This window comes from Bartonella sp. MM73XJBT (genome assembly GCF_028618465.1).
Classification (GTDB): Bacteria; Pseudomonadota; Alphaproteobacteria; order Rhizobiales; family Rhizobiaceae; genus Bartonella.
Window position 1 is genome coordinate 24,577 of record NZ_JAQISY010000018.1, and the last position, 6,629, is coordinate 31,205.

Here is a 6,629-nt window from a genome sequence, read left to right on the forward strand (position 1 = left end):
TCAGATGATCAATAATCCGTCTGCTATTGATGATATTGCGGACGCGGAGCAAATCCGCGTCCTTTTTTATGCAAGCAATAGAATGGTTCATGCGCCATTGAATAAGGTGCTTGATCTCGTCAAAAGCGACATACATCATGATCTTTTAAGCGCTTTGGCAGAGTATCAAGAAGCGACAGATCAACGCATAGAGACCATGCAAAAACTTATTGATGAATTACAGTCTCTCATCCCCAAAAATTTCAAAAACAGACTTACTAAGGAATGAACCGCGATGCCATTACCCTATCATACGCATATCTTTAAGCTTGAACCAGCAACAAAGAAAGAAGTCAAAGAAGGTGTTTTAGATAGTAAGGCTCTTGCACCTGTTTCAGTGGGGAGTGCAGCAGCTTATGAGGTAGAATATTTTGCAACTGCTGCTCAAGGGAAAAAGGCTGATGATGCTGTTGCAAAGAGAGATATTGGAGCTCTTGCTTACAAAGATAAGGTCACAATCCACGATATTGAAGCAAGTGGTGAAGCTCATGAGAATGCGATTTTATCAGGCGCTGGCTGGGTAAAAATATCGCCTTTAGGGATTGGCGATATGAAGGCTGCGACATATGACCCCGACAATGTGGGATCAAATGCATTTTCTATGGAAAATATGCACGAGGGTCCTACCAAAAAGATCTTAACCACAGAGGAAAGATCAAAGCTACGATGGTTAAGCCCTAGCCAACCCACAATAGAAAAGTGGCATAAGGGAATTGAAGGCGTTTATTATCCCATATCTCCGGCAGATCTCAAAAATACTATTAGCTATTTCGTAGCATCAAAGTCTTTTGGTATGTCAAAATCAGTTTATGATCCAGATACAATAGAAAAAGATGCCTTTGATATGGATAATATGAAAGAGGGAAATAAGCATCTTATCTTAACGTCTCAAGAACGTACACAGATTGCTAAAATTGATAAAGTTGAAGACGATGTAAAACAAGGGCTTCATGTTGCAAGTGAAGCAAAGAGTGTTGCGAGTGTTGCATTAAGTACAGCAAAAGATGCGCAAAAAACAGGAGATAGGGCACAAGCTGTAGCAAGTGTTGCACAAGAAACAGCGAATAAAGCACAAAATACAGTTCAAGAGTGTTTCAGTGTTGCAGGCAAAGCGAAAGAGGTAGCAGAGAATGCATTCAATACAGCGAATGTTGCAAAAACGAATGCTACGGATGCAAAAGCTATTGCTATCACTGCGCAAACAGCAGCCGATAAAGCGCAAGATACAGCACGCAGTGTACAGCAAAAAGTTGATCTCATTCAACCTCTTGCCAAAAAAGACTGGATTGATGGCACAAAGACAGTGGATGCACTTATCTCACCAGCCAAACTGATGGCTTCAATTAAAGCAAATAGTAGCAATAGCAGCGGTGCTGGTAACGGCAATAATGGTGGCGGGGTTAGAAAACCTGTTGAAATTCTGATGACAGAAAGCGGAGATATTCCATTGCCTGATGGTATTACTGCTGAGACCGATATCGAAGTATGGGCTTGGGGCGGTGGAGGTGGTGGTGTTAAAGATGGCGGCGGCGGCGGCGGTCAATGCGTGCATCTTAAAATGAAAGGTTCTGATTTAGATAAATTAAAAACAGCTTACATTGGTCGTGGTGGTAAAGGCAATGACAGTAATGTTTTGTGCAATGGTGGTAGAACAATGATCAAAGGACTTGTTACTGCAGAAGGAGGATATTCCGTCTCCATGATTTTTGTTAACTTTGGAGGGAAAGGCGGTGATGGAGGAGGAAACAGAGGGGGCACCAGTGGTGAGAGCTTTATTTTTTCTGGTGGTAATGGTGGCGGGAGTGGGGTCGACGGCAAGAGAGCAGGTACCGGAGGAAGTTCTTTTCTTGGCGGCGGCGGAGGTGGTGGTGGTCAATGCAAGGGTTCTATCATGGGGCAGGGTGGTGAGAGTTACAAAGGCGGTAACGGTGGTAGAGGTGGTAAAGAATGTGGCGGCGGCGGCGGCGGATATTTTGATGGGAAACACGGAGGCGACAAAATTGGCGGCGACGGCGGTGACGGAGCAGTACTCATAAAGGTATATTTATAAGGTGAATTGAACAATGGCACGGAAAATAAGTAAAGACTGTTTATATTGTTTAAAAAAGTGGGAAGGTTTGCGCTTGCAGGCTTATCAAGATGCTTCTGGCGTATGGACGATTGGTTATGGTCATACGAAAAAAGCCGGTAAACCAACAGTTATTGAGGGCATGGTGATTACGGAAAAAAAAGCCGAAACCATGCTTTTAGCAGATTTGCAGCAATATGAGAGGGCGGTAGAAAAAGCAGTTTGTGTGAATTTAAGCGATGAACAGTTCGGCGCTCTTGTTTCCTTTTGTTATAATGTGGGTATTGCAGCTTTCCAAAGCTCTACATTGCTTAAAAGGCTTAATCGGGGGGATTATGAAGCAGTTCCCTTCGAATTACAAAAATGGACCAAAGCGGGTGGAAAATGTTTACAAGGTCTCGTACACAGGCGTGTAGCAGAGGCAGGGCTATGGGCGAAAGGGGCTTATGTTTCTTCTAATTACCAAACAGTAGAAACGAAACAACCAACAGGGTTTCTCAAAGCAGAAGCATTGGCACCGATTATTGGTTCTTTCTCAGGTCTTGGTGGGTTTTTAGCGGGCAATGGACCAATCCAATGGGCTTTAGCCGCCATTATGGTTTTAGCGGCATGTACTGGCATTTTCTTTGTTGCTAAACGCTTTCAGGAGCACCGCCTATGATCTTATGGATGAAAAGAAACTTGATGCTAACAGGTGCGGCTTTAGCCGCTTTTTTTATTGCCTTAGCAAGAGCTTTTACCCTTGGAAAAAAGGTTGAACAGCAAAAGCAAACAGAAAGTGCTTTAAAGGTAGCAACAGCACGGCTTGAGGTAGAAAATGAAATTAACAAAAAAAGTGATGCTGATGTGCGTGCTGCTCTCTCTCACTGGTTGCGCGACAAATAAATATGCTTCTTCTTGTGTTGGTTGGTTACCTATTTATTTAAGCCGACAAGACCTGAACACCATTAGCTCAAACTTAGCAAGAGAGATCTTAAAGCATAATGAGCAAGGTGAACGCTTGTGTGGGTGGAAACATGGTTAGAAAAAAAACGACAAAACACACAAAGCTTACAGAAGCAGAAAAAGAAATGCTTCAAGAAATGATCATCACCTATCAAAGCGTGAAAATGATGTCACGCTTGATGAAATGGATAGCGTTTTTTATCTTTTTGTTGATCCTTGATTTTGCACGCCTCATGGATGCGCTAGATAATGTCATTGCACATTTAAAGCAGTGGTTTTCAAAGAATTAGTTTCACTAAATCTATCCTTAAAATATGAAAAAATGATTAGGCTTGCAAAAGCTTGAGAGAATGGACTTCGCTTATGAAAGAAGAAAGTTTTACACACACATTGTTTGCGTGGATGGGTGGTAAACATCATCTACGTAAGAAAATTATACCGATTTTAAATAGCATTGACCATGAAACATACGTTGAACCGTTTTTAGGTTCAGGTGTTATTTTCCTAAACAAAAGACCAACGAAATATTCAGTTATTAATGATCTAAATGGAGAAATCACGAATCTGTTTCAATGTGTTCAAAACCATTTTGATGATCTAGCCAAACGACTAGAATGGTTTGTTTGTTCAAGACAGTTGTTTTTTGAACTTGCATCTATTGCCCCAGAGAGCCTCACCAAAATTGAAAGAGCCGCACGCTTTTTGTTTCTCCAACGTTGTGTCATGTATGGGAAAGAAGATTACTATTCTTTTAGCTTTGTAGGAAAAAAAACGGTAAGCTTTAATCCGGACAAACTTTTAGCAAGGATGAAACGTGTTAGGAAAAAACTTCTTGATACCACTATCTTAAATTTATCGTGGGAACGGGTTGTTGAACTTTTTGATGCGCCCAACAGTTTATTTTATTTAGACCCGCCTTATCTTGTAAAGAAGAAGCGTTATAGTTCTGGGAATTTTGTTGAAGATGATTTTGTGAGTATGGCAAAAGTTCTCAAAGGCATCCAAGGTAAGTTTGTCTTGAGTCTAAATGATTGTGATGCAGTTCGAGAGATCTTTAAAGATTTTGACTTTTTAGAAGTTGATACCGTTTGGACGGCGGGTATGGCAAAAAAAACACCTCGAAAAGAAGTGCTGATTCGTAATAATTGAGGAAAGTTTGAAAAAGATTTGTTAGAATCAGCAGAAATATTTCTTCTCTAATAGGACTTTTTATATGCTTACATCATTTGGCAAAATGTTACGCAAACTTCGTATTGATCACTCTGAACGCCTTTTAGATATGGCTGAGAAATTAGATGTATCCGTATCATTTTTGTCTTCTGTTGAGATTGGCAAAAAATCTGTACCCGTTGGCATGGAAGAAAAGATCATTAAGCTCTACGCTTTAAATCAAGATATAGCTTTTCTTTTAAGAAAAGAGGCTGACTCTTGCCGTAAGAATTTTACAATAAAACCTTCTGATTCATTTGGGCGTGAAGTTGTTGGCATGTTTGTTAGAACTTTAGAAAATTTTTCACAACAGGATTTGACAGAATTTAAAAAATTATTGGAAAAAGTGGACAAAAAAGAAAGTACTTTTTAGGGATTGTAGTTTGACAGTAGGTTTTATACTAAGTGGGAAAAGGTGGGATTAGGTAGGAATACGTGGTAATTTGTTGTTTTTATGTACAATTTTTACCATTAAATGCGCGTTTTGTAAAATTGTATTTTGACACCTAAAATTGCGAAAATTACCGAAAATCAGAAAAAAGTGCGTTTTCATGGTAAAAATGAGAGAAGGCTTTGAAAGGTCTTTGAAAACCCTTTGAAAAATTTTGAAAAGTCTGTGAAAGCCCAGAAAACCGCCTTTGAAGACCCTTTGAAAAAAATCCGATAAAATGTGAAGCGCATTGCAAAATCAGCCAAAAATAACCAAAAAAGCAAAAAAGATTTCCATATATGCGTGGAAATCTCAAAAATTGGATAATAAAACATTATTTATCAATGTATTATATTAAATTCTTAATGTAAAAAGATTTCCACTTTCATTTTTCTTTTTAAAGGAGCATTAAGCCGTATTTTGTGTAGTTTCTAGATGTGCTCTTTCAGCTTCTATTTGACGCTTTAAATGAATTTTAAGAAGAGAGAAAGTCGCTTCGACTTCTTCGCTATCGTTGATGTCTTGAACAAGCTCTTGCAGTTTTTTATAAAGTTCCGCCGCGAGTTCCGCTATATCTTCGGGGGGGAGTTTAATTTTTGCATCGCGATAGGTTGTATAAGCTATGCGACCAAGTTTTTTCATGAGACCAGCAGGAATGGTAGGAGGAGAGATATTGAAAGACCTAGCCATCATCATGTCTATAAACATTGCATCTTCACCGGTCAAAAGCCAATTCAGGTTTACTCCAAATTTTTCTTTATATGCTGATAAAACCGTTGCATCTGGAGTTCTATCACCGCGTTCGTAATTTCCAAGCCCTTGAATACTGATACCAATTTTAAGAGAAAATATATCACGAGATAAGCCCACAAGCTTTCTAACTTCTGTGAGTCGTTTTGCTAATGCAGTTTTGGGCTCATTTTTTTGTCGTTTCATATCACAAATGTTTACAAACGGGGTTGACTAATATCCCATTTGTAGATATACCTTTAATTACCGCCCGATATAGAGGGCGTTTATTATACAATTAACCCCACAAAAAACGGATGGTTTGAGCATCCGTTTGAAGCAGGAGCGAAAGTTATGACAACCACACAAACATGCATTCAAGTATGGGATCGCCATAGTATTTTAGCTGAGCTACGCCGCCGTAATATGACCTTGGCGGAGCTCGCGAAAGCTTATCAACTCTCCTCATCCAGTGTTCAACACATTTGGACACGGTCTAACGAGAAAGCCGAACGCGCCATTGCCGATTTTATCGGTTTGCCCGTCGAGCAGGTTTTTAGCGACCGCTACCCCAAAAGTCGCCGTCGCATTTTTAAAGCAGCAAAACATGCCAATACAGATTCGGGTGCGCATTCTGCTTTGCGCGGTAATGCTGCTTGAGCTTTAGGCTCTGCGTGTTAGCGCATTTGCCATGTATTTAGATACCATAAGATAAAAAGGTTTATCAATGTCTAAAGATCAATACGAAATAGACAAGAAAAATTGCACAGAGTTGCCTTATCAAGCAGCCGATTGGATGGGTTGGTTTTGGCGATTAGGGGGTGGTCATATTGTTTTTATAGGGGTTGGTTATGGTTGCTGCTTGTAATTTATGGACCCCAGATGTCAGAAAAGAAATTTTTAATCCGTATTCGGAAGCTGAACGGTTGCACATTATGGTGACTTGTTCTTTTAAGGCGGTGAGTGGTGGATTTCGGCATTTGCCAATCCGGTATATTATTGACCCTCCGCATGGCTTATTTGATGCGGCGTTAGCACGACAGATTGTTATTCATATTTTGCATTATCAGTTTGAGGTGCCACGGCGGCGTATTGTTGCCATGCAAGTACGGCAGCAGACTGCTATCTTTCTTGCTTTGCAAGTGATTAATCGGCGTTTGGAAGAGCCTGTATTTGCTAGAGCCTATCGAAGATGGGCAGGGCGTGCGA

General features: G+C 40.2%; 12 protein-coding genes. 11 read left to right on the forward strand and 1 reads right to left on the reverse strand.

Annotated elements, in window-relative coordinates; genetic code table 11:
* Positions 1 to 4 precede the first annotated feature (4 nt).
* From PVV69_RS06780 to PVV69_RS06815, 8 genes are all read left to right on the forward strand, one after another.
* Positions 5 to 268: a hypothetical protein gene (locus PVV69_RS06780; RefSeq protein WP_273756943.1), complete on the forward strand. Its 264-nt coding sequence runs from the start codon at positions 5 to 7 to the stop codon at positions 266 to 268.
* A gap of 6 nt (positions 269 to 274) precedes the next feature.
* The gene (locus PVV69_RS06785) at positions 275 to 2,089 is read left to right on the forward strand and encodes a hypothetical protein (RefSeq protein WP_273756944.1); all 1,815 of its coding nucleotides are present in this window, start codon (positions 275 to 277) and stop codon (positions 2,087 to 2,089) included.
* Positions 2,090 to 2,102: 13 nt separating this feature from the next.
* Positions 2,103 to 2,768 (forward strand): lysozyme, encoded by a 666-nt coding sequence (locus tag PVV69_RS06790; RefSeq protein ID WP_273756945.1) that lies wholly within the window; start codon positions 2,103 to 2,105, stop codon positions 2,766 to 2,768.
* Positions 2,765 to 2,992, forward strand: a complete 228-nt coding sequence (locus PVV69_RS06795; protein WP_273756946.1) for a hypothetical protein — start codon at positions 2,765 to 2,767, stop codon at positions 2,990 to 2,992. The genes PVV69_RS06790 and PVV69_RS06795 overlap by 4 nt, the downstream gene beginning before the upstream one ends.
* The gene (locus tag PVV69_RS06800; protein WP_273722137.1) at positions 2,925 to 3,131 is read left to right on the forward strand and encodes a hypothetical protein; all 207 of its coding nucleotides are present in this window, start codon (positions 2,925 to 2,927) and stop codon (positions 3,129 to 3,131) included. Before PVV69_RS06795 ends, PVV69_RS06800 begins: the two co-directional genes overlap by 68 nt.
* Complete coding sequence (locus tag PVV69_RS06805; protein WP_273722218.1) at positions 3,124 to 3,342, forward strand: hypothetical protein; 219 nt, start codon at positions 3,124 to 3,126, stop codon at positions 3,340 to 3,342. Before PVV69_RS06800 ends, PVV69_RS06805 begins: the two co-directional genes overlap by 8 nt.
* A 73-nt stretch (positions 3,343 to 3,415) precedes the next feature.
* Positions 3,416 to 4,201: a DNA adenine methylase gene (locus PVV69_RS06810; protein ID WP_273722216.1), complete on the forward strand. Its 786-nt coding sequence runs from the start codon at positions 3,416 to 3,418 to the stop codon at positions 4,199 to 4,201.
* 64 nt (positions 4,202 to 4,265) lie between these two features.
* Positions 4,266 to 4,634 (forward strand): helix-turn-helix domain-containing protein, encoded by a 369-nt coding sequence (locus tag PVV69_RS06815; RefSeq protein ID WP_273756947.1) that lies wholly within the window; start codon positions 4,266 to 4,268, stop codon positions 4,632 to 4,634.
* A 465-nt stretch (positions 4,635 to 5,099) separates the two neighbouring features.
* On the opposite strand, the gene PVV69_RS06820 is transcribed toward PVV69_RS06815, so the two are convergent.
* Positions 5,100 to 5,627, reverse strand: a complete 528-nt coding sequence (locus tag PVV69_RS06820; RefSeq protein WP_273756948.1) for a helix-turn-helix domain-containing protein — start codon at positions 5,625 to 5,627, stop codon at positions 5,100 to 5,102.
* A gap of 147 nt (positions 5,628 to 5,774) precedes the next feature.
* Between PVV69_RS06820 and PVV69_RS06825 the strand changes: the two genes are divergently transcribed.
* The 3 genes from PVV69_RS06825 to PVV69_RS06835 form a co-directional block, all read left to right on the forward strand.
* The gene (locus tag PVV69_RS06825) at positions 5,775 to 6,080 is read left to right on the forward strand and encodes a helix-turn-helix transcriptional regulator (RefSeq protein ID WP_273756949.1); all 306 of its coding nucleotides are present in this window, start codon (positions 5,775 to 5,777) and stop codon (positions 6,078 to 6,080) included.
* A 67-nt stretch (positions 6,081 to 6,147) separates the two neighbouring features.
* Positions 6,148 to 6,288 (forward strand): hypothetical protein, encoded by a 141-nt coding sequence (locus PVV69_RS06830; RefSeq protein ID WP_273756950.1) that lies wholly within the window; start codon positions 6,148 to 6,150, stop codon positions 6,286 to 6,288.
* Positions 6,272 to 6,629: hypothetical protein (locus PVV69_RS06835; RefSeq protein ID WP_273756951.1), on the forward strand; the 358-nt coding region annotated here is incomplete at its 3' end. The genes PVV69_RS06830 and PVV69_RS06835, both read left to right, overlap by 17 nt.